Source organism: Anaerovibrio lipolyticus, from assembly GCF_021531495.1.
GTDB lineage: Bacteria > Bacillota > Negativicutes > Selenomonadales > Selenomonadaceae > Anaerovibrio.
This window is the reverse complement of the sequence record NZ_JADYTY010000018.1, coordinates 17,919-37,974: the sequence shown is the minus strand read 5'-3', so window position 1 is coordinate 37,974 and position 20,056 is coordinate 17,919. Positions and strand designations below refer to the sequence as shown.

Genomic DNA, 20,056 nt, shown 5'->3' with positions numbered 1-20,056 from the left:
CAACACTCCTTCAAATTTAACAAATTATACCGAATATGATAAAATAAAATGATGTTTATGATGTTAGCCAGCGAATGGAGGAATACATATGGAAGATGCAGAAAAGATTGTCCTTACGGCTCAGGACACCGCCCTGTCCATTACCACCTTTGGTAAGTCTCATACCCATCCCGGTCATTACTATGGCCCAGGTATGAGGCCTCATTATCTCATTCATTTCATTCTTTCCGGCAAAGGCACCTTCAAGACTTTCTATGATGAAAACAAGGTATACAATCTACAGGCTGGTCAAGGCTTCCTGATTGAGCCGGAGCTGGTTATCCGCTATGAAAGCGATTTGGAAGAGCCTTGGAGCTATATCTGGGTTGCCTTTATGGGCAGTGATGCAGAAAACATCGTGTCCTCTCTAGGCCTTAGCCATGACAATCCTATCTTCTCCTGTACTGAGGCTCAGGGCCAGCAGTTGGACAAATGCGTGTCCACCATGCTGAAATACCACGATGCCCAGCTGGTCAACAACTTCCGCCGTCTTTCCCTGCTCCATGAGTTCTTTGCCGTTATGGCAGAGGTTCAAACTGACAGTATGCCTCAGACCAGAACCGATGATTATATAACCAGCGCCTTGGAGTATATCCGCAAACATCTGGCTGAACCCTTTACAGTACAGGAACTAGCGGATTACCTACGATTGAACCGCAGCTATATGACCACCCTTTTCAAGTCCAAAACCGGTATGTCCCCTCACGAATATATTCAGCAGTGCCGGATTAACAAATCCCGTCATCTACTGGATTCCTCCAAGCTTTCCATTGAAACCATTGTCTACTCCTGCGGTTATAGCAAATGCGACTCCTATACCAGAGCCTTTCAGCGGCAGAAGGGCATGAGCCCCTCTGCCTACCGAAAGATGCGCCGGCAGGAATCTCAGGAAGATATCTGATTCTCTGCTGACTATATTATTTAGCTTCTAACAGGAAGAGGCGGGAATAGAAGTCCCCACAGAATACCTTCTTTTCGGTTTTCTGCTCGCCACAGGCTTCATCAGTAGTTACCAAGCCTGCCCGCATCAGCTCGGCACCGGTGAAGCTGCCCATTTCCTCTACATTGTCTATGGTGACATGGTAGGTAGCATTTTCATCCAGTCCCGGCAGCTTGGTCAGGCTGAATGGCATGCAGGACTTGGACAACATCCGATAGAAGCCGAAGATGGCCTGCTTCTTGTCTGGAGATACTACCATCCAGGCTGCTTCATTGCCAGCAAATGGATCCTTGATACGGTAGAAGGTGCCATACTGAATCAGCTGGCGGTACTTTTTCATAAACTTAATCTGTTCCTTGACCTCCTCAAATTCCTCTGGAGACAAACGGCCCAGATCCAGCTCATAGCCGAAGCTGCCGAAGTAAGCCACATCCCCGCGGAATTTCAGGCTGGTATTTCTGAATACCTGGTGATTTGGGGTAATGGAAACGTGAGAGCCAATAAAGGACAGCGGATAGCAGTAGCTGGTGCCATATTGAATGAAGAGACGCTCGCAGGCATCGCTATCGTCACTTGCCCAGGCCTGAGGTGCATAGTAGAACATGCCTGGGTCAAAACGACCGCCCCCTGAGGCACAAGATTCAAAGAGTATATGGGGGAATTCTGAGGTTAATCTTTCGTACAAATCATATACTCCCAGGATATAGCGATGGAAGATTTCCCCCTGCTGAGCTGCTGGCCAGCCGGCGGATCCACATTCGGTAATACTGCGGTTCATATCCCATTTAATATAGGAAATATCTGCGGTGCTGAGGACCTTGTAGATATCGTCATGGATGTAGTCCACCACCTCTGGACGGGAGAAGTCCAGCACGTACTGGTTACGGCCATGAGAGCTCTTACGGCCTGGCACATGGATAATCCAATCTGGATGTTCCTTGTAGATTGGGGTATCTTTATTTACCATTTCCAGCTCCACCCACAGGCCGAATTTCATGCCCATGTCGTTAATGCGCTGGGCAAGGCCGGTAATGCCATTTGGCAACAATTCCTTATTTGGTGACCAATCTCCCAGGCCATGATAATCATCCCGGCGAGTGGAGAACCAGCCATCATCCAGAACAAACAGCTCTACACCGGCTTCCTGAGCCTTGCTGGCAATCCTTACCAGCTTGTCCTCATCAAAGTCAAAGTAGGTGGCCTCCCAGTTGTTGATAAGGATAGGACAAACCTTGTCCCGCCATACGCCATGAGCCAAACGGCTGCGGTACAGCTCGTGGAAAATATGGCTCATGCCATTCAAGCCTGTATCTGACCAGGTCATAACAGCCTCTGGTGTCTGGAAATGCTGGCCTGGCTTCAACTGCCAGCAGAAGGACTGAGGATGAATACCCAGCATCACTCTGGAGGTATCAAAGGTATCTACCTCTACCTGAGCCAGGAAATTACCGCTGTACACCAGAGAGAAACCCATGGCCTCACCCTGATTTTCATCAGTATTAGGACGCTTCAAAATCAGGAAAGGATTGTGGGTATGGCTGGACTGGCCCCTCGTACTGCCAATGGACTGGATACCCTGACGCAAATGAGCAGTTTTCTTATGTCTTTCCCTAGTCCACCAGCCGGAGAACTGCACCATATCATAGTCATCATCTGGCAGATCCAGACTCAGACTCATAGCCTTGGTAAGGTTGACTACTTCCTCACCGGTGTTCTTGAAATAAGCATTTCTGGCAATGGCATCAAAATTAGCAAAAATTGTATAGGACAGAATCAGCTCCATGCCGTCCTTGGCATCCATGAGCTTTACCAGCAGGGTTTCTGCTTCCTCATCCTTTTCCACGTAGGTAGCAGGCAGTCCCTCCAGCTTTGGCTTGCCAGGGACAATCTCATGGGATACATAGCAGAAATCAGAAAGCCTGCTGCCATCCTGCTGCAGTACCTCCACCGCTCCCTCACGGAAATCTGTAGTTCCATAGGATGGATATTCCTGCTTTATCTGCTCCAGCGAAAATCTATATTCATTCTCGTAAACCTGAGCTAGCATCGCCCGATAATGCACCTTGTCCTGGAGGTGAGAATAATTTCCCTCCAAAGGCAGAGCCTGGCCAAAATACAGCTGTCCAAGCTGTCCATTCCGCATGATTTCAAACACATAACTGATATTGCCATTGGTCAAATGAAACTGCTTTGTTTTTTCATTAAACTGAATTGCCATAAAGATACCCCCGTCGTTCACCTATTATTAATTTTGGCGGTTGTAATCAACCTAGTTATACTGTTTAGTCCCCCGTCTCGTCTGTGGCGAAAGGGGGGACTAATTTTTTTACTTATTCATGGATTCCCATTTTTCTTCCAGTTCCTCAACAATACGGGCATGCTCCTGCTCAGTCAAGGTAACCTTGGCGCGATAGATAAGACCACCTATAGCCATAAATACGATAGGTGCTGCAAACATGATAATCTGCAAGCGCATCATATTGTCAGCAGTCAGACCGCTGGCACTGGCGCCGCCGGTCATGCCTACCCAGATGGCAGCCAAGCCGATAATACCAGAAGAAACAGCGCCGGCGAACTTATCAACCAAAGGTCTTACGCAGAGGCAAACTGCTTCATCACGATGGCCCAGTTTCAGCTGGCCATACTCTACAGAGTCAGTAATGGTCATCAGCACAATCAAGAATACCAATGGCTGTGGCAAAGCAAATAGACCTGCACCAATAAGAGCCAAAGTAACATTAGTACCGCTCATAGCATAAATCACCAGAGCAACTGCCATAACAGCAATGGAAGAAAAGAACAGCTTGCGACGGCTGAACTTGGTGGTGAGAATTGGGAAAGCTGCTACAGCCAGCAGGCCGATAACAGTGTTGATAACACCCAGAATAGAGAACTTGGTAGCATCACCAATTACATAGATGAAATAATACAGGTTGAAGTTGTTTACAATATTGATACCGATACCATAAACCAGATAAGCAATTGCCATCCAAAGGAGCTGGTCATTCTTGGTAAGAACCTTCAGCACATCCTTGGCAGAAGTATCTTCCTTGTTTTCACGGAGAGCATTATCCTGCTCGTGAGTACCCAGACCCAGAATAATAGCACCCAGGGTAGCAATACCACCGCCAATGCAGGCAAAGGCAAACCAGCCTGTTGGATCACCGGCACCGCCATTCTGATTGATGGAGAAATACAGAACAACTGGCATTACGATAACAGTAACTAGCTGACCACCGAATACAGAACCAATACGAGCAATAGTGGCTGTAATCTCACGCTCATGGGAATCAAAGGATAAAGCCGGAATCATGGACCAGATAGCTACGTCCTTAGCGGAGTAGAAAATATCCATGATGAAATATACAACGGCAAAGATAACAAGATACAGAGTTGGATTGCTGACAGTTAAGCCTCCGAAATCGGTAAACAGCATAGCCAAAGTAACAGCTGCGATAACTGCACCCCCCAGAACCCAAGGCTTGAAACGGCCCCAACGGGTTTTGGTTTTATCAATAATATTACCAATGAATGGATCTACGAAAAGCTCCGCAATTCTCAATACCAGAATGATAGTGGTAACAATACCTATCATATAAGCATCGTTAGTTGGATTATCTGAGTTAAACAGATTACTGGTAACAAAAATCATGAAATATGTACCAATCATGGCATAGAACACGTCATGACCGAAAGTACCGCAGGCATAGGCTATACGCTGCCAGATACGATTTTTACCGTTTGACATAATATTAACTTCCCCTCTTTTACTAGATAATTACCCCTTAACAACCTTTATATAGTCGATAATAGCATCGGCTATCTTGTCCAGTGAATCACGGCTGGTATTGACAACCAAATCATAGTTCTGGCCTTCTCCCCAGTTCTGGCCAGTATAGTAGTTGTAATAACGAGCACGCTTCTTGTCCTCCTGGTCCAGCTCCTTCAAGGTTTTGCCGCCATAGACTTCCTTGCCTCTGGCCTCACGGAATTCATCATCTGCACAAATGAAGATGGAGAATTTGTTCTCGAACTTCCGCAATACATAGTCAGCACTACGGCCCAGAATAACACAAGGGCCATCCTGTGCCAGCTTGCGAATAGCGGCAGACTCAGTCATGAAGATTTTCTGACTGGAATCGCTCATATTCATGCCAAAGGAACGGAATGGCAAAAAGTTCATGGACAATGGCTTGACATAGTTCTCCAGCTCTAACAAATCATTTTCGCTGAGATCATCAAGACCAATTTTGGCTGCGGCAATATGGACAATCTGACGGTCATAGAGCTTGATACCAAGCTTTTCAGCCACCAGGCCAGCAATCTCACGGCCACCGGCACCATATTGACGGCTAATGGTAATTACGGGAATTCCACTCATAATACTTCCTCCTCTGATACAGCATTCTTACCCCCACCGCTGGACAAATTCCGGCCATAGTTACTATTCCCCACTTTTGTTGTGAAGAAATTGTCATAATAATTTGCTTTTTTATTAAAAAATCTGACATAAACGGAATTTATAGCGGTTTTCCTTTATTGTTTTACATCATTTCGCTGTTTCTATATAGGATTTTAATATTTTTTCCTGTATCACGCTACCCATATCTGTTACGTATATACGGAAAAATGTTGTATTTTGCGTATTTTTCCTTGATTAACAAAAGTAAAATAGGGCTGTGAGGCTAATTGGCACCGGAGCAGGTAGCTGCAGGTACACCCTTCTCGTCACAGTCATGCTTCAATTCATTAAACACGGAAGCCATCTGTGGAGTCAGAAAGAAGGGTGCAATGAATACACAAAGTAGAAGGTATGACATAACCCTTAACAGGTATATCGATGTGCCCCGCTTCTTAACGAATTTAAGCCATTGGTCCACAGACGCGTTGAGATTTATTACAAAAATCACAAAAATTCCCCCTATAACAAACTTTCCAATTTATCATCCATAGCAAGCTAGCAATACCCTAGAAACTTACTGGCCCGTACCAGAGCTTTTGGGGTTGATTGCTGAGCATAACATTTCGCTTTGATGGTTTAATTATACTCATTTGTTACAGAGGGTTGTTTTCTTGTTGAGAAAAGATTTTCAAAGACGATTCAAGAAGTTTTCCAGCATTACCTTTCCCTGGGGAGTCAAAATGGATTCCGGATGAAACTGGATGCCTTCAATATCGTATTCCCGATGACGGAGGCCCATAATCATGCCGTTATCTAGCTGTGAGGTAATCTCCAAGCAATCTGGCAGGCTTTCCCTGTCCACAATCAGGGAATGATACCGGCCTACGGGAATATTCTGGGGCAGACCGGCATAAAGACCTTTACCATTGTGCCGTAGAGGAGATGTTTTGCCATGAACAATCTCCCCAGCTCCTACCACCTTGCCTCCAAATACCTCACCAATGGCCTGATGGCCTAGACAAATTCCTAATATAGGCAGCTTACCCTTCAACTGGGAGATAAGCTCCTCAGTAATGCCCGCCTCTGCCGGTACTCCCGGACCTGGAGAAATAACCACAGCTTCGTAGCCACGGCGGGCAATCTCCTCTACAGTTATCTGGTCATTGCGAATAACCTCCACAGAGGCTTCCAGAGAGGATAAAAGCTGATAAACATTGTAGGTAAAGGAGTCGTAATTATCTAAAAGCAACAACATCATTTTCCACCTCCTCTACCACAGTAAACATAGCCTTGGATTTTTGCAGGATTTCCTTGTATTCAAACTCTGCCTGAGAATCATAAACAATGCCTGCGCCAGACTGAATATGGCCTATATCCCCATCAATAAACATGGTGCGGAGGGTAATGCACATATCCATATTGCCATCAAAATCCATATAGCCTACCGTGCCGGCATAAGGCCCCCGCTTTACTGGCTCCAACTCGTGAATAATCTCCATAGCTCTCAACTTGGGGGCACCGCTGACCGTACCAGCAGGGAAGCAGGCCTTTAGCACATCCATAGGAGTATAGCCTTCCTGCAGCTTCCCCCGTACCTCGGAAACCATATGCATAACATGGGAGAACCTCTCCACCTGCTGCAGCTTGGTAACCTCTACAGAGCCAGCTTCACTGATACGGCCAATATCGTTGCGCGCCAAATCCACCAGCATGGAATGCTCCGCACATTCCTTAACATCCTGCTTCAGCTCTGCCTCCAAAGCTGCATCCTCAGCCTCATTCTGTCCCCGACGGCGGGTGCCAGCAATAGGATAGGTATAAACATAGGAACCAGACACCTTAACCAGCATTTCCGGGGAAGCTGCCACAAATTTCTTTTTGCCAAAATTTAGATAAAACATATAGGGAGAGGGATTGATCTGCCGTAGACGACGATAAAAATGAAAGGCTGGCTTGGTTAATCTGCTGCGGAACTGACGAGAGGGCACCACTTGAAAAATATCTCCAGCATTAATATATGCCTTGCATTTGGCAATAGTCTTGGCCCATTCCTCTGGCATTTCTCCATATTGAGCCATAAAATCCAGCTTGTCCTGCCGTGGTGGCACAGCATGATTACCAGTACATACAGGCTGGTAAAGCTGGGCTGCCAAGGCCTCCATTCTTTGCTCCACTCTGGCATAAATCTCATCAGTATTCTCCTCCTGCTTAACTTCTGCCAGATAAATCAGCTGAGAGGCATTTTTTTCCTGATCAAAAACCATGAGAATCCGGCAAATCATAAACTGGCCCAAAAGCTCCTCCTCAGCTATGTGCGTGCCCCGCACCCGGTCAAATACCGCCGAGGCTTCGTAATTGAAATAGCCTACCGCTCCTCCATTGGCCAGAGGCAGCTGCTGATTTCCCAGCACCGCCCGGAATTTCTGCATATACTGATTCATGGTTTCCACAGGACTGCCATCCAGCGCCTTCATCAGCTCCTCTTCCTGAATCATCAAGCGATTCTTGTAAATCTGAATATTGATAAAAGGCTCTGCCCCAATAAAGGAAAATCGGCCAAATTTCTGATGAGCGTCTACAGATTCCAGCAAAAATCCCTTTTCCTCCCCTACCAGCTTGTAGTACATGGAAACCGGGGTATCCAAATCCGTATCTATCTGAGTGCTGACTGCTACCAGATTGGCAGTCTTAGCCAGCTTTTTAAATTCTTCCCGCGTAGGAGTCAGCTTCATATCCTTTCCCTCCCTTTATTTGTGATAGCTATTATCCAAGGCCTGACGCATGGAGGCAATCAGCTTCATAGCCTCCTGATCAGCTCCCTCCAAAATATTTTTCACTACAGCTGAGCCTACAATAACGGCATCTGCCTCTGCTGCTGCCTCCACAGCCGCCTCTGGGGTACCAATGCCAAAGCCTACAGCGCAAGGAGTGGCAGTCTGTTTCTTCACATGACTGATAACCCTGTTAATAGGGCTGTAATCTATCTTCCGCACACCGGTAACTCCGTTAATGGATACGCAATAAATAAAGCCATCAGCAGTGCTGCAGGTTTCCCCAATCCGCTGGTCTGTGGTGCCTGGAGTAACAAATTCCACCAAATGGAGGTTATTGTCACGGCAGGCCTTTTTTAGTTCTCCAGATTCCTCATGGGGCACATCAGGAATAATAAAGCCATCCAGACCAGCTTCCTTGGCATCCTGAGCCAGTTTGGCAAAGCCATAATTCAGCATGATGTTAATATAGCCCATACCCACCAAAGGAATCTGGGACTTCTTGCGAATCTCCCTGACAATATCCAGCACACGGTGCAAATTCATGCCCTTTTGGATAGCATCATAGGAAGCCTTTTGAATCACTGGGCCATCTGCCATAGGATCAGAAAAGGGAATGCCCAGCTCCACCATATCTGCCCCGGCTTTTTCTGCCTCCAGCACCAGCTGTACAGTGGAATCTGCATCGGGAATACCTGCGGTTATATAGATAATCAGGCCCTTTTTGCCTGCCTTTTTCAATTCTGCAAATTTGTTTTCTACACCAGTCATTTTCAAATCTCCTCTCCCAGTACCTTTGCTACCTGCTGTACATCCTTGTCACCACGGCCAGACAGGGTGACTACTACCACTTCCTCTGGCTTGGTAGAAGGCATAAGCTTTTCCAAATAAGCCAGAGCATGAGAGCTTTCCACAGCTGGAATAATGCCCTCTGTACGGCACAGAAGCTGGAAAGCATCCAGAGCTTCCTTGTCATTAATACCTACGTATTCCACAACGCCCTGTTCATGGAACATGGAATGTTCTGGGCCTACACCGGGATAATCCAACCCAGCAGAAATGGAATAAACCTCGATAACCTGTCCATCTTCATCCTGAGCCAGATAACTATAGGCACCGTGCAGGACACCGGGACGGCTGTTAGGGTTGGACAAGGTCTGGGCATTGTCTCCTATAGCAGGGCCACGGCCTGCAGCCTCTACCCCGAATTTTTTTATCTGAGCATCATCCTTAAACTCATAAAAAGTGCCAATGGCATTGGAGCCGCCACCTACACAGGCTATCATATAATCCAGCCGGCCACCGGTTTCCTGCTGAATCTGCTGGCGGATTTCCTGACCAATGACGGACTGAAAATCTCTTACCATAGTTGGATATGGATGAGGGCCTACAGCAGAGCCAATAATATAATGGGTATCATCAATGTGGGCAGCCCAATAGCGGATAGCCTCGCTGGTGGCATCCTTCAAGGTACCGGTACCAGTGGTCACAGGCACCACCTCTGCTCCCAACAGCTTCATGCGGAAAACATTCAGTTTCTGGCGCTCAATATCCACAGCTCCCATAAATACCTTGCATTTCATGCCAAAGAGAGCTGCCACCGTGGCGGTGGCCACACCATGCTGACCAGCACCAGTTTCGGCGATTACCTGCTTCTTGCCCATGCGCTGTGCCAAAAGAGCCTGTCCCAAAGCATTGTTAATCTTGTGGGCGCCAGTGTGAAGCAAATCCTCCCGCTTGAGATAAATTTTGGCTCCACCGTAGTACTTGGTGAGCTTATCTGCATAATACAAAAGGGTAGGACGGCCAGCGTACTCCACATAGTATTTACGCAAATCTTTCAAGAATTCTGGATCTCTTCTATATTTTTCGTAGGCCTCCTCCAGCTGGTTCAGTACCGGCATTACGATTTCTGGTACATACTGTCCGCCGAATTTACCAAATCTGCCCTTTTTATTCTCTACTGTCATGATAATATCCTCCGTCTATTTTAAGTCTTATTTATGCTAAATTATTCCTTATCAGGTGGATGCTGGGCGGTCTCTAAAGCTGAGCCATATCCCTGGTCATGGCCTCCACATCAGGAGCTGTGGACAAGCCCTCTCCTACCAGTATTCCCTGCAAGCCTGCTTCCCGAAGCATTTTGGCTTCCTCTAGGGTGTGAATACCGCTTTCGCTGATTAGTATCCGGCTTCTATCTGCCACTGGCAGCAAATCCAAGGTATTCTGAATGGTGGTTTGGAAGTATTTCAAATTCCGATTGTTGATACCAATAAATCTGGCAGGAGTTGCCAAGGCTTTAGCCATATCCTCCTCATCATGTACCTCCACCAAAGCATCCATGCCCAGGCTCCAGACCAGCTGGAGATATTCATTTAGCTGATGGGCGGTAAGGATTCTTGCTATAAGCAAAATAGCATCTGCCCCCAGCATCCGAGATTCGTATATCTGGTATTTATCTATAATAAATTCTTTTCTGAGAACTGGAATAGATACCAACTGCTTTACCATAGGGATGTCCTCATTTCTGCCTAGAAAATGGGCATCTGTATGGACGGAAAGCATGGCAGCCCCGGCTTTTTCGTAAACTTGAGCCAGCTCTGCCACCGTATGATGGTGGCCAAAATTTCCCTTGGAGGGGGATTGGAGCTTGCACTCGGCAATCAGCCCCCAGCCATTTGCCTTGAATCTATAATTCATAGGAAAGCAGCCTACATGGGCTTTGGCCAGCTTTTTCACCTGTTGTAGTGGCAGCTGTTCCTTAGCCTTGGCCACCACGTCCTTTTTGGCTTCTACTATTTCTGCCAATATATCTCTCATAGCTTACCTGCCTTTGTCAAAAATTCTCTAATCAATTCGGGACTCTTCTTTTTATTTACCTCTAGAGCGCTGGATACATCCAAGCCATAGGGATGAAAAATTCTCTCTGCTTCCTGTATATTATCCTTGGTAATACCTCCGGCAATCAGGTATGGCTTCCTAACCTGTTGGATGGAGTCCGTCGCCTGTGTCCAGGCAAAGGCGACGCCGCTGCCCCCTTCGGTGTTCCTGCTGTAGCTGTCTACAAGCACCATATCTGCGGGATAGCTGTTGGCCAGCTCTGGGGTAAAATCATCACCATAACGAAAGGCTTTGATAATGCCTATATGGCTATGGGCTAACAGTTTTTTTAGCTCCTTACCGTATTCTACGGTTTCGTGTCCGTGGAGCTGTACCATATCCAAATGACATTCTCTGGCCAGCTCTGCCACCTGAGAGGCAGGCTCATCTACAAAAACTCCCACCTTTTGACATGGCTTCACTTGTTGGCAAATGGCCTTGACTGTAGCTGGCTCTGTGTACCGCCAGTATCTACTGCTCATAATAAAGCCCATCATATCGGCCCCTGCGACCACAGCCTGGGCGGTGGCTATATCCCGGATACCGCATATTTTTATAATCATGCTCCCAGCTCCTGAGTTTCTGCCACCAGCTGCTGCAGCTTTTGCAATGCCTTGCCACTGTCAATCATATTCTGAGCCAGCTGAATGCCTGCCTCAATTGATTCTGCCTTGTTGCCAGCATAAAGGGCCGCACCTGCATTGAGAAGAACAATATCCCGCTTGGGGCCCTGCTCCTGACCTTGGAGAATCCGCAGGGTGATTGCCGCATTTTCTGCTGGTGTACCGCCTGCATAATCTGCCATGCTGCCAGGCTGGAAGCCATAATCTGCTGGATTGATTTCGTAGGTACGAACTGTTCCATCCTTTAGCTCGCTAACCTTAGTGGGTGCATTGGTGGAGATTTCATCCATGCCATCCTCAGAGGCAATAACCAGAGCATGCTTCACACCGATTTCCTTTAGCACGCCAGCAATCAGCTCTGTAAGGTTTTTATCGTAAATTCCTACCATCTGGTAATCAAGACCTGCTGGATTGATAATAGGCCCCAACAGATTGAATACTGTTCTATAGCCCAGCTCCTGACGGGTTTTGGCTACGTATTTCATGGCCTTGTTAAAGGCTGGTGCAAAAAGGAAGGCTACGCCAATATCATCAATGATTTTGCCAGCATTTTCAGGGGTAAGATTGTATCTCACTCCCAGCTCTCCCAGTACATCGGAACTGCCGCTGGCACTGGATACTCCACGATTGCCATGCTTGGCTACGGTTACACCGCCGGCTGCCAGCACAAAGGCTGCAGTGGTGGAAATGTTGAAGGTATTCTTGGTATCTCCACCAGTGCCACAGTTGCACATAACAGGCTTGCTGTGAGGTACATGGTCGGCATGACTTATCAGGGTTTTGGCAAAGCCTGCAATTTCGTCTAAAGACTCCCCTTTCATTTTCAGGACAGATAGGAAGCTGGCTAGCTGACTATCATTGGCCTGACCGGTAAGAATAATGTCCATAGCCTCTCCGGCTTCCTGCTGAGTGAGATTCTGACCACTGATAATTTTTTCTATATACTGCTTCAACATAAGGCATCTTCCTTTCTTCTTGCTGCTTTGGACCTTCTGGATTTACTCAAAATAAAAAACCATTTCACTCCGTGTACAACCTACATTTGACTGTGTAGATTGTACATGGGGCGAAATGGTTCCGCTGTGCCACCCAATTTCAATATCTATCCAATGGCTATATAAACAAAAAACGAACATCCACCTCTAACGAGACGAAATGTTCGTGCCACTCGATATAATATCCTCTTGGTACGGGAGTTATCCTCCGATACCTCAGCTCTGTAACGGGAGCAACCGTTTCAGCCTACTTTCCACAAGGGATTTGGGTGAACCCTCCTGGGACCATTCACTAAAACCTTACCACCGGTCATCACACCTACCCGCTTTCACGGCACCGGCTCGCTGAAGATAAGCAAAATCAGCTACTATTTCCCATTCAATGGTTTGAGTATTTGATTAGCAGGAGCTACGCTCCTTTTGATGGTTTATATAATACGACTAATTGTCCCGCCTGTCAAGACATTTTTTGAATTTTTCTTGCTAATGTCAAAAATCTATTTATTACCATAATGAGTACGACATTGAAATACCGTAACAGTATCCCCCTCACAGGAATAAACTATACGATTTTTATCATCAATACGTCTACTCCAACATCCCTGAAATTCATGTCGCAAAGGTTCTGGTTTACCTGTTCCAGTGAATGGAGTTCTTTGTATTTCTTTAATTAAGCCATTTATACGCCTTAAGGTCTTTTTATCCTGAGATTGCCAATAGATATAGTCTTCCCAACCAATTTCTGTCCAAAGCAAATTCATTCAGACACCTCTAATAGGTCATGCTTAACTGTATAGCCGTTTTCTGCCTGGGCAATTGATTTTCTTAATACATTCATATTTTCTTCACTATAAAACGGATCACTAGAAATATCAAAAGGGATACGGTAATTTTTTAATACAGCTTTCACGTATAAATTAATAGCTCCAGAAACAGTTAAACCTACTGAATTACAAAAAGTCTCGAATTTTTGCTTGTCCATAGGATCTAATCTTGCAGTCAATGTTGCTTGTGCCATATTTATCACCTCACCATCATAATATATCATTTGTCATACATTTGCAATATATTTCTACAAATTCTGATTTGCCGAGTTGACTATCTCCCTAAATATTGGAAATGAAAGTCGTTATGTTAGTGGGTTCTCGAAATACAGCCTGCGGTCATAACGACTTTTGCTCTGTCCGACTTAATGGCCCTACCTTGGGATTTATCCTGACGCATTAATACCGCTTGTCGCTGAGCCAATTCACATAGGCCATAATGATAGAGAGTGCCACCGGGCCACTTTTGCTGCGCAAAAGCAGGAGTCTCCCGACGCAAAAGTGTCATGCCCCTCCGGCTGTTGTCGAATCATCAAGGCTTATCGATATTGTCAATCCCTATAATTCTGCTACCTTTGTAGAAAATCGGTTATTACAAACAGTACCAAAGCGGAAAGACTCAATGAATACACTAATGAGCGGTATGGGAGTACCCTGCACAGGTACTCTTCGCGCCTCGGTACTTAGCGATTCATGAGCTTTCGGGGCGTCAGCCACGAATTGCCTCATGAGAGCTTTAGTACCGCTAGGCGAGAAAAGTAGCGAGAGCGTGCCTGTAAGGGTACTCCCATATCGCCATTAATAGGGGATAGTTTTGCACATCAATATAGCAAGAGCGTGCCTGTAAGGGTATATGCCATGCCTACGAGAAGTGTATAGATAATTAATGTATTCGGCAAATCAGAATTTACTGCTCCAGCGAATGCACTGCTACACATTCTCTGTATAGCGGCAATTGGGAAACCCACTGCAGCCCCAGAAGTATCCGAATCTGCCTTTTCGTTTTTTGAGTGTGCTATGACAGCGAGGACAATAGCGATTCTCTCCCTGGGGAGAGGAATTTCCCTGCATTGCTCTCGTCTGGCCAAAATTCAAATTTCCCAGCTGATGCACCCCGCCCCCATTGTTGGCAGCCTTAGCTATATCCTGAGCCATTAGCTCAAAAACCTGCTGGTTCATATGGCAATCCTGCAAAGCTCGATGTGCTCCCTGGGTGGAAATGCCATAATACTCTGCCAGATTCTCCAACCGCCGATGCTTCCAAGCTGGAAAACATTGCTTGGCCATATTAAGTGTATCAATATAGTCATTATCAATAGTCTGCCCAAAATACCGCTGACAATCCCGATAGATAAAATTCATATCAAACCGCTTGATATTGTGGCCTACCAGCACATCATCGCCTATAAAATCCAAAAATTCCCCCAGCACCTGAGGAAAGCCTGGCTTGTCCGCCACCATATTATCATAAATATGATTGACACTGCTGGCTCCATAGGGTATCGGCCGACCTGGATTTACCAGCTGAGTAAAGGTAGACACTGGATGCCCCCCTCTTACCCTAATAGCAGAGATTTCAATAACCTCATCCCGCTGACAGGATATACCTGTAGTCTCCAAATCATAAACCACATAATCCGGCGTATATTTTCTTCTTTCCTTCCCCGGAATATTCCCCAGCATAATCAAGCCCCTTTCCCTTTAACAAATTCTATTCCTGTACTTCGTAAAGCTTTTGATATTTATTGCGATTACCCAAAACACTTTTTACATATTCCTGAGTTTCCCTATAGGGTATTTCCTCTGGATTATTAAAGCTATAATCCCAGCCATATTGCTTCATCCAGGACAATACATTACCCCGGCCTGCATTATAGGCCGCCAGCATCAACACCTCATTACCTTGAAATTCCTCCTGCAGTGAAGCCAAGTACCAAGAACCATAACGAATATTGCATTGAGGCTCCTTAAGCTGATCCAAATTAAACCCTGTGTCATCCAGCTGTCCCGAAATCCAGATGGCGGTTTCCGGCATAAGCTGCATCAATCCCATAGCTCCAAAGCCAGATACCGCCTCTGGCTGGAATTTGCTTTCCGTTTTTACCATAGCAATTACCAGATATTCATCCACCTGATACTGCTGGCTGTATTTTTCAATTACCCCTCTATAATGATAGGGATAAATATACTGTCGCTGAATATCATTCTGCTGCAGCAGAGCATAGGAAATCATTACTGCCAGCAGAATACACATACCTACAGCAAAGCCCATAACCCGCCTTTTGGCTTCCATACGCTGCAACAGCTGCTCTTTACGCCTGTTTCTTTCCTCTGTCGTATATCGCATTACCATTCCTTCTGTTTATTCAGCAATTCCTTGACCTTGGCCACCAGCTCCTGACTAGTGCCATTATTATCTATAATGATCTGAGCTATTTTTTTCTTTTCCTCTAAAGGCATTTGTACCTGAATACGCCTCAATGCCTCCTGCTGGCTATAGCCATTTCGACTCATCAGTCTAGCCAGCTGGTTCTCTTTGTTGACATAAACCAGCCAAACCTCATCTGCCATACTATCCCAGCCAGCCTCATAAAGCAGAGGTACATCCAACACTGCTGCCTTAGCTCCTTGATGGCGCAAAACTGCCAGCCGGCTTTGGATTTCTGCCTTGATAATGGGATGCGCCATGCTGTCCATCCACTTTTTTTCCTCTGGCTGACTAAAGACAATATCTGCCACAGCCTGACGATTCAGCTGACGGTTAGACAAAAGCACCTTTTCCCCATAGCGATTTACATAGGCCTGCCACAAGGGCCTATCAGGCTGAGCCAGCTCCCAGGCAATGGCATCTGCATCTAGTACAGGCAAATTGTGCTGTCTTAACAGGCTGGTTACTGTGGATTTGCCACTGGCAATCCCCCCAGTCAAACCTATAATCTTCACGACTCTACCTCCAAGGGCTGACAATGTGGGCAAAAACGAGTGCCCCGGCCTCCTACCTTGATTTTTTCCAAAGGAGTACCACAGATACGGCAGTCCTGGCCATCCCGGCCATAAACATAAAGATGCTCCTGATGGCTGCCCTTTTCACCATTGCCATTGCGATAATCTCTAAAGGTAGTGCCTCCATCAGCAATCCCCTCGGCAATAACCTGATTTACTGTGTACTGCAATTTGGTCAACTCGGGCAAGGTCAGGCTGCCTGCCTGACGCAGAGGATGAATCCCTGCCAAAAACAGGGCCTCATCCACATATATATTCCCCAGTCCCCCTACCTTCCTCTGGTCAAGCAGAAAGCTTTTTATTTTGGTTTTACGCCCCTCGGCAGCCTTTGATAGATATGCCACCGTAAACTCTGGGGACAAAGGCTCCGGCCCCAGCTCTGCCATGCCCTGAACCCGCCACAGCTCATCCTGATGCATAGCATATAGAGTGCCAAAGGTTCTGGTATCACTAAAAATCAATTTGGAGCCATCATCTAAATGAATAATCAATCTATTGTGATGGCTATTATCCTGTCCCATAGAGGGAACATATACCAGCTGGCCTGTCATGCGCAGATGAAATATCAGAGAAACCTGATTGTCCAGCTGCAAAAGCAGATATTTACCTCTCCTATCCAGACCTGCAATGGTAGTTTGCAGGATTCTAGCCACAAAGCTCTCTGGCTCAGGCCATTTAATCTGCCTAGGCAGCAATACCTCCACAGATGTTATTTTACGGCCCTGAATATGTGGCTCCAGAGACCGTCTGATTGTTTCAATTTCCGGCATTTCCGGCATCATTCACCACTCCTATCAATTTTCATTCTCTGTAATCAATAGCTCCGCCAAATCATAGCCGACTTTAATTTCGCCATGAACGCTTCATTATTTTGCCTCCGCCCAGTTCTTTCCTGCATTAATATCAATGGTTAATGGCACCTGCAGTTCCGCCGCCTGCTCCATAGACTGCTTTAGCAAATCCTTAACCTGAGGCAGTTCCTCCTGAGGCACCTCCAGCACCAGTTCATCGTGAACCTGCAGCAGCATACGACTCTTTAGCCCTGCCTCCTGCAAAGCCTTATAGGTGCGAATCATAGCCAGCTTAATAATATCCGCAGCTGTTCCCTGAATAGGGGTATTCATAGCCATCCGCTCGGCCAGGGAACGGCGCTGGAAATTGGTACTGCGGATTTCCGGTAAATCCCGACGGCGGCCGAATTTGGTCACCACATAGCCATTATCATGAGCCTCAGTTACCACCTTGTCAATAAAGGCTTTTACCCCCTGACATTTGGCAAAATACTTGTTAATGTATTCCTTGGCCTCCTTGCGGGAAATATGCAAATCCTGAGCCAGGCCAAAATCGCTCATACCATAGATAATGCCAAAATTTACCGCCTTGGCTTTGCGCCGCAATTCGCTGTCCACATCCTCTACAGCCACTCCGAAAACCTCAGCAGCAGTACGGGCATGAACATCCTCATTATGACGGAAAGCTCGCAAGAAATTTTCATCCTGAGACATATCCGCCAGCACCCTAAGCTCAATCTGGCTGTAATCAGCAGATACCAGCAAATCATAGCCCTGACCTGGCTCAAACATTTCGCGAATATGGCGCCCTTCCTGCCGACGGACAGGAATATTCTGTAAGTTTGGATCTGAACTGCTTAATCTGCCTGTGGCCGTAGCGGTCTGATTAAAGCTGGTATGTACTCGACCATCCTCTCTATCTATCAAAGGAGCAATACCATCCATATAGGTGGATTTCAACTTGGTCCACTGGCGATAAGCCAAAATCTTCTCGATAATAGGATGGAGATTATACAGCTCATTCAAAACCTCCACATTGGTGGAATAGCCGGTTTTGGTTTTCTTAATAACAGGCAGTCCCAGTTCCTCAAAGAGAATTACCCCTAGCTGCTTCGGTGAAGCAATATTAAACTGTCTCCCTGCCAAATCATAGATTTCCTGCTCCAAATCAGCAATAATACTGCCAGCCTCTCTGGTTTGGCGAGCCAGACTTTCCCTATTCAAATAGATTCCTGCCTGCTCCATTGCGGCCAGCACCTGTACCAGAGGAAATTCAATCTCCTGATAAAGGGGCAGCAAATCAAAAAGCATCAGCTTCTTCTGTAGTCTTTCCCCTATCTGGGCCAGTCCATAGCACTGCCAGCCCAGCTTCATGGAGTCAGTCCATGCCTCCTCTGGCTCCTGCACCCCAGCATCATAGCTATGCATCAGCTCCGGCATAGTATATTTGTTGCTGGCAGGATTCAAAAGATACCCCATCAAGGATGCATCCCAAATATTACCGACCAGCTGAATGCCGCTATGATAAAATCCCTTGGCATCACAAATATATTTAGCAACGTCCTTATCAGCCAAAAGTTTCAACACATACTCCCAGCCCGGATTGACTTCCGGCTCCAAATCCCCAAAGAGGGTATCCATGCCATGGATCTCCTCTTTGCTCATAGGACAATAATAGAGCTGACTGCCAATAACTACCGCTGCTGCCACCAGCTTTTTGTGAGGCACTGCCCCCTGAAAATCTCCCATAACAAAGGCCTTGCCTGCCTTAACAGCCTGCTGGTACATCTCCCGACCAGCTTCCAAAGCTGTAGCTTCCTTCATCTGAGGCATGGCTAACAAAGGCTGAGCCTCAGCTTCCTGCTCCTCCCCTGCTTCACCGCCTATAATATCCGCCAGCTTGCCTACCTGGCGAGCCAGACTCCGCATCTGATATTTCTGATAAAAAGCCGTCAAGGCACCCGCCTTGGCATCCAAGGCAAATTCGGCCTCCTGATATGCCACAGGCACATCCAGCTTAATGGTAGCCAGCTTTTTAGACAACACTGCCTGCTGCTGATTATCCCGCAACCGCTCCTGCAAAGCCTTGCCGGAAATCTCCTCAATATGAAGTAGTACCTGCTCCACAGAGCCATAGGCAGCAATCAGCTTCATGGCAGTTTTTGGTCCTACCTTGGGCACACCAGGAATATTATCGGAATTATCCCCCATCAGCCCCTTCAAATCAATAAGCTGAACAGGGGAAAGTCCCTGATATTCCTCCTGGAATTTGGCCTCATCATATAGAACAATATCCGAAATACCCTTCTTGGTAAAAAGTACTGTCAAATCAGGCTTTACCAGCTGCAGAGCATCCCTATCCCCTGTAACCACATAGGCCGACATACCAGCTTCCACAGCCTTGTTAGCCAGAGTTCCAATAATATCATCGGCCTCATAGCCAGCCATTTCCACCAAAGGAATATTCCAGGCCTCCGCCATTTCATGCAAAAGAGGCACCTGGCTTCTCAATTCCTCTGGCATCGGCTTTCTTGTTCCCTTGTAATCCGCAAACATATCTGTGCGGAAAGTATGTTTCCCCTTGTCAAAGGCAATGACCAGGGCTGCTGGCTGCCAGTCTGTCAACAGCTTGAACAGCATATTGGAAAATCCTACAATAGCATTGGTGTAAACGCCACTTTCTGTTTCTAACAAGGGCAGGGCATAAAAGGCACGATACAGCAAGCTGCTGCCATCCAGAATAAAAAATTTCTTCTTGTCCAAAATAAACCTCCTGCATAAATAAACA

Annotated in this window: 20 protein-coding genes and 1 other annotated feature; of the genes, 1 reads left to right on the top strand and 19 read right to left on the bottom strand. The window is 46.5% G+C overall.

What is annotated here, in order from left to right; genetic code table 11:
- The first annotated feature begins 88 nt into the window (after positions 1-88).
- On the top strand, positions 89-940 hold the full coding sequence (locus I6E26_RS07450; protein WP_235321220.1) for an AraC family transcriptional regulator: 852 nt from the start codon (positions 89-91) through the stop codon (positions 938-940).
- A 16-nt stretch (positions 941-956) separates the two neighbouring features.
- Here I6E26_RS07450 and I6E26_RS07445 read toward each other — a convergent pair whose 3' ends face one another.
- The 19 genes from I6E26_RS07445 to polA all read right to left on the bottom strand — a co-directional run bounded on the left by I6E26_RS07445 (position 957) and on the right by polA (position 20,031).
- On the bottom strand, positions 957-3,197 hold the full coding sequence (locus I6E26_RS07445; RefSeq protein ID WP_235321219.1) for an alpha-galactosidase: 2,241 nt from the start codon (positions 3,195-3,197) through the stop codon (positions 957-959).
- Positions 3,198-3,305: 108 nt separating this feature from the next.
- The gene (locus tag I6E26_RS07440) at positions 3,306-4,727 is read right to left on the bottom strand and encodes a glycoside-pentoside-hexuronide (GPH):cation symporter (protein WP_235321218.1); all 1,422 of its coding nucleotides are present in this window, start codon (positions 4,725-4,727) and stop codon (positions 3,306-3,308) included.
- Between the two features lie 30 nt (positions 4,728-4,757).
- Positions 4,758-5,360: a cytidylate kinase-like family protein gene (locus I6E26_RS07435; protein WP_235321217.1), complete on the bottom strand. Its 603-nt coding sequence runs from the start codon at positions 5,358-5,360 to the stop codon at positions 4,758-4,760.
- A gap of 304 nt (positions 5,361-5,664) precedes the next feature.
- Positions 5,665-5,889 carry a hypothetical protein gene (locus I6E26_RS07430; protein ID WP_235321216.1) on the bottom strand — a complete coding sequence of 75 codons (225 nt, stop codon included), beginning with the start codon at positions 5,887-5,889 and terminating at the stop codon, positions 5,665-5,667.
- Positions 5,890-6,069: 180 nt separating this feature from the next.
- Positions 6,070-6,636 (bottom strand): anthranilate synthase component II, encoded by a 567-nt coding sequence (locus tag I6E26_RS07425; RefSeq protein ID WP_235321227.1) that lies wholly within the window; start codon positions 6,634-6,636, stop codon positions 6,070-6,072.
- A complete protein-coding gene (gene trpE, locus I6E26_RS07420) occupies positions 6,617-8,113 on the bottom strand; it encodes an anthranilate synthase component I (RefSeq protein ID WP_235321215.1) in 1,497 nt (498 codons plus the stop codon). Before trpE ends, I6E26_RS07425 begins: the two co-directional genes overlap by 20 nt.
- A gap of 15 nt (positions 8,114-8,128) precedes the next feature.
- The gene (trpA, locus tag I6E26_RS07415; protein ID WP_235321214.1) at positions 8,129-8,923 is read right to left on the bottom strand and encodes a tryptophan synthase subunit alpha; all 795 of its coding nucleotides are present in this window, start codon (positions 8,921-8,923) and stop codon (positions 8,129-8,131) included.
- 2 nt (positions 8,924-8,925) lie between these two features.
- On the bottom strand, positions 8,926-10,122 hold the full coding sequence (gene trpB / locus I6E26_RS07410; RefSeq protein WP_235321213.1) for a tryptophan synthase subunit beta: 1,197 nt from the start codon (positions 10,120-10,122) through the stop codon (positions 8,926-8,928).
- A 73-nt stretch (positions 10,123-10,195) separates the two neighbouring features.
- Positions 10,196-10,972 (bottom strand): indole-3-glycerol phosphate synthase TrpC, encoded by a 777-nt coding sequence (trpC, locus tag I6E26_RS07405; protein ID WP_235321212.1) that lies wholly within the window; start codon positions 10,970-10,972, stop codon positions 10,196-10,198.
- Complete coding sequence (locus I6E26_RS07400) at positions 10,969-11,595, bottom strand: phosphoribosylanthranilate isomerase (RefSeq protein ID WP_235321211.1); 627 nt, start codon at positions 11,593-11,595, stop codon at positions 10,969-10,971. The genes trpC and I6E26_RS07400 overlap by 4 nt, the downstream gene beginning before the upstream one ends.
- Positions 11,592-12,611 carry an anthranilate phosphoribosyltransferase gene (trpD, locus tag I6E26_RS07395; RefSeq protein WP_235321210.1) on the bottom strand — a complete coding sequence of 340 codons (1,020 nt, stop codon included), beginning with the start codon at positions 12,609-12,611 and terminating at the stop codon, positions 11,592-11,594. The genes I6E26_RS07400 and trpD overlap by 4 nt, the downstream gene beginning before the upstream one ends.
- A gap of 103 nt (positions 12,612-12,714) precedes the next feature.
- Positions 12,715-13,042, bottom strand: a binding site (T-box leader).
- Between the two features lie 105 nt (positions 13,043-13,147).
- Positions 13,148-13,411 carry a Txe/YoeB family addiction module toxin gene (locus I6E26_RS07390; protein ID WP_235321209.1) on the bottom strand — a complete coding sequence of 88 codons (264 nt, stop codon included), beginning with the start codon at positions 13,409-13,411 and terminating at the stop codon, positions 13,148-13,150.
- Positions 13,408-13,668 (bottom strand): type II toxin-antitoxin system RelB/DinJ family antitoxin, encoded by a 261-nt coding sequence (locus I6E26_RS07385; protein ID WP_235321208.1) that lies wholly within the window; start codon positions 13,666-13,668, stop codon positions 13,408-13,410. The genes I6E26_RS07390 and I6E26_RS07385 overlap by 4 nt, the downstream gene beginning before the upstream one ends.
- 116 nt (positions 13,669-13,784) lie before the next feature.
- Positions 13,785-13,982 (bottom strand): hypothetical protein, encoded by a 198-nt coding sequence (locus tag I6E26_RS07380; protein WP_235321207.1) that lies wholly within the window; start codon positions 13,980-13,982, stop codon positions 13,785-13,787.
- A 422-nt stretch (positions 13,983-14,404) separates the two neighbouring features.
- Positions 14,405-15,157, bottom strand: a complete 753-nt coding sequence (locus I6E26_RS07375; RefSeq protein ID WP_235321206.1) for a 3'-5' exonuclease — start codon at positions 15,155-15,157, stop codon at positions 14,405-14,407.
- 28 nt (positions 15,158-15,185) lie between these two features.
- Positions 15,186-15,821 carry a lytic transglycosylase domain-containing protein gene (locus tag I6E26_RS07370; protein WP_235321205.1) on the bottom strand — a complete coding sequence of 212 codons (636 nt, stop codon included), beginning with the start codon at positions 15,819-15,821 and terminating at the stop codon, positions 15,186-15,188.
- The gene (gene coaE, locus I6E26_RS07365; protein WP_235321204.1) at positions 15,821-16,417 is read right to left on the bottom strand and encodes a dephospho-CoA kinase; all 597 of its coding nucleotides are present in this window, start codon (positions 16,415-16,417) and stop codon (positions 15,821-15,823) included. Before coaE ends, I6E26_RS07370 begins: the two co-directional genes overlap by 1 nt.
- Entirely contained in the window at positions 16,414-17,259 is an 846-nt protein-coding gene (gene mutM / locus I6E26_RS07360; protein ID WP_328228049.1) for a bifunctional DNA-formamidopyrimidine glycosylase/DNA-(apurinic or apyrimidinic site) lyase, read from the bottom strand. The genes coaE and mutM overlap by 4 nt, the downstream gene beginning before the upstream one ends.
- Before the next feature lie 84 nt (positions 17,260-17,343).
- The gene (gene polA / locus I6E26_RS07355) at positions 17,344-20,031 is read right to left on the bottom strand and encodes a DNA polymerase I (RefSeq protein WP_235321203.1); all 2,688 of its coding nucleotides are present in this window, start codon (positions 20,029-20,031) and stop codon (positions 17,344-17,346) included.
- Between the last annotated feature and the right edge of the window lie 25 nt (positions 20,032-20,056).

Coding starts and splice junctions, on each gene's coding strand:
- I6E26_RS07375 (WP_235321206.1), bottom strand. CDS start 15,157: ATGCTGGGGAATATTCCGGGGAAGGAAAGAAGAAAATATACGCCGGAT.
- I6E26_RS07450 (WP_235321220.1), top strand. CDS start 89: ATGGAAGATGCAGAAAAGATTGTCCTTACGGCTCAGGACACCGCCCTG.
- I6E26_RS07390 (WP_235321209.1), bottom strand. CDS start 13,411: ATGAATTTGCTTTGGACAGAAATTGGTTGGGAAGACTATATCTATTGG.
- trpC (WP_235321212.1), bottom strand. CDS start 10,972: ATGAGAGATATATTGGCAGAAATAGTAGAAGCCAAAAAGGACGTGGTG.
- trpE (WP_235321215.1), bottom strand. CDS start 8,113: ATGAAGCTGACTCCTACGCGGGAAGAATTTAAAAAGCTGGCTAAGACT.
- I6E26_RS07380 (WP_235321207.1), bottom strand. CDS start 13,982: ATGACACTTTTGCGTCGGGAGACTCCTGCTTTTGCGCAGCAAAAGTGG.
- I6E26_RS07445 (WP_235321219.1), bottom strand. CDS start 3,197: ATGGCAATTCAGTTTAATGAAAAAACAAAGCAGTTTCATTTGACCAAT.
- I6E26_RS07370 (WP_235321205.1), bottom strand. CDS start 15,821: ATGCGATATACGACAGAGGAAAGAAACAGGCGTAAAGAGCAGCTGTTG.
- I6E26_RS07425 (WP_235321227.1), bottom strand. CDS start 6,636: ATGTTGTTGCTTTTAGATAATTACGACTCCTTTACCTACAATGTTTAT.
- trpA (WP_235321214.1), bottom strand. CDS start 8,923: ATGACTGGTGTAGAAAACAAATTTGCAGAATTGAAAAAGGCAGGCAAA.
- I6E26_RS07385 (WP_235321208.1), bottom strand. CDS start 13,668: ATGGCACAAGCAACATTGACTGCAAGATTAGATCCTATGGACAAGCAA.
- mutM (WP_328228049.1), bottom strand. CDS start 17,259: ATGATGCCGGAAATGCCGGAAATTGAAACAATCAGACGGTCTCTGGAG.
- I6E26_RS07435 (WP_235321217.1), bottom strand. CDS start 5,360: ATGAGTGGAATTCCCGTAATTACCATTAGCCGTCAATATGGTGCCGGT.
- trpD (WP_235321210.1), bottom strand. CDS start 12,611: ATGTTGAAGCAGTATATAGAAAAAATTATCAGTGGTCAGAATCTCACT.
- I6E26_RS07400 (WP_235321211.1), bottom strand. CDS start 11,595: ATGATTATAAAAATATGCGGTATCCGGGATATAGCCACCGCCCAGGCT.
- trpB (WP_235321213.1), bottom strand. CDS start 10,122: ATGACAGTAGAGAATAAAAAGGGCAGATTTGGTAAATTCGGCGGACAG.
- I6E26_RS07440 (WP_235321218.1), bottom strand. CDS start 4,727: ATGTCAAACGGTAAAAATCGTATCTGGCAGCGTATAGCCTATGCCTGC.